The following is a 621-nucleotide window of genomic DNA, read 5'->3' as shown; positions in this document are numbered from 1 at the left end:
CCGAATCCGGGGCCGCGACGCTGCGGGTGTGCGACATCAGCCAGGACGAGCGGTTCGCCCTCGTACGCCGGGGGCCGCGCGGCCGACGCGAGGCGGTGGTCGTGCGCACCGCCGATCTCACGGCCGGATCCGTCCTGCGGGTCGGCGACGGGGATCCGTGGATCGGCCGGTTCTCGCAGGACGGGCACACGCTGTGGCTCCGGAGCGACCACGAGCGGCAGTTCGCGGCCCTGCTGGCGGCCGGTCTCGACGACGACGGCGGGCGCGTCGGNNTCGCCGAGGACGGCCGCACCGCCGCACTCGCCTGGAACGTACACGGTGCCAGTGAGCTTCAGACCCTGGGCCTCCCGACGGGCGGGCCGGTGCCCAGCGGGGCGGCCACCGGGACCACGCCGCCCCGGGACGTGCCGCTGCCGCACGAGGTGGTCACAAGGATCACCCGGGCCGGCCCAGGCGGAATGGTGTTGGCCCTCTCCGGCTCCCAGCGCCGCCCCGGTGTGTGGTGGGTGCCCCCGGGGGCACCGTCCGCGCGCACGCCCTGGTCGTCGCGGGACGAGGACGCCGTACCGCCGGGCCGGCCCCCGGTGCGGCCCGTCCCGCTGCGGCCGGTCGCCCGCGACG

General features: G+C 77.7%; 1 pseudogene. It reads left to right on the top strand.

Annotated elements, in window-relative coordinates:
- A pseudogene (locus J7E93_RS36705) lies at window positions 1–621 on the top strand (S9 family peptidase); the annotation flags it as partial.

The organism is Streptomyces sp. ISL-36 (genome assembly GCF_018614205.1).
Classification (GTDB): domain Bacteria; phylum Actinomycetota; class Actinomycetes; order Streptomycetales; family Streptomycetaceae; genus Streptomyces.
Note: the sequence above shows the minus strand (reverse complement) of the source record. Positions and strands in the feature narration are given on the sequence as shown.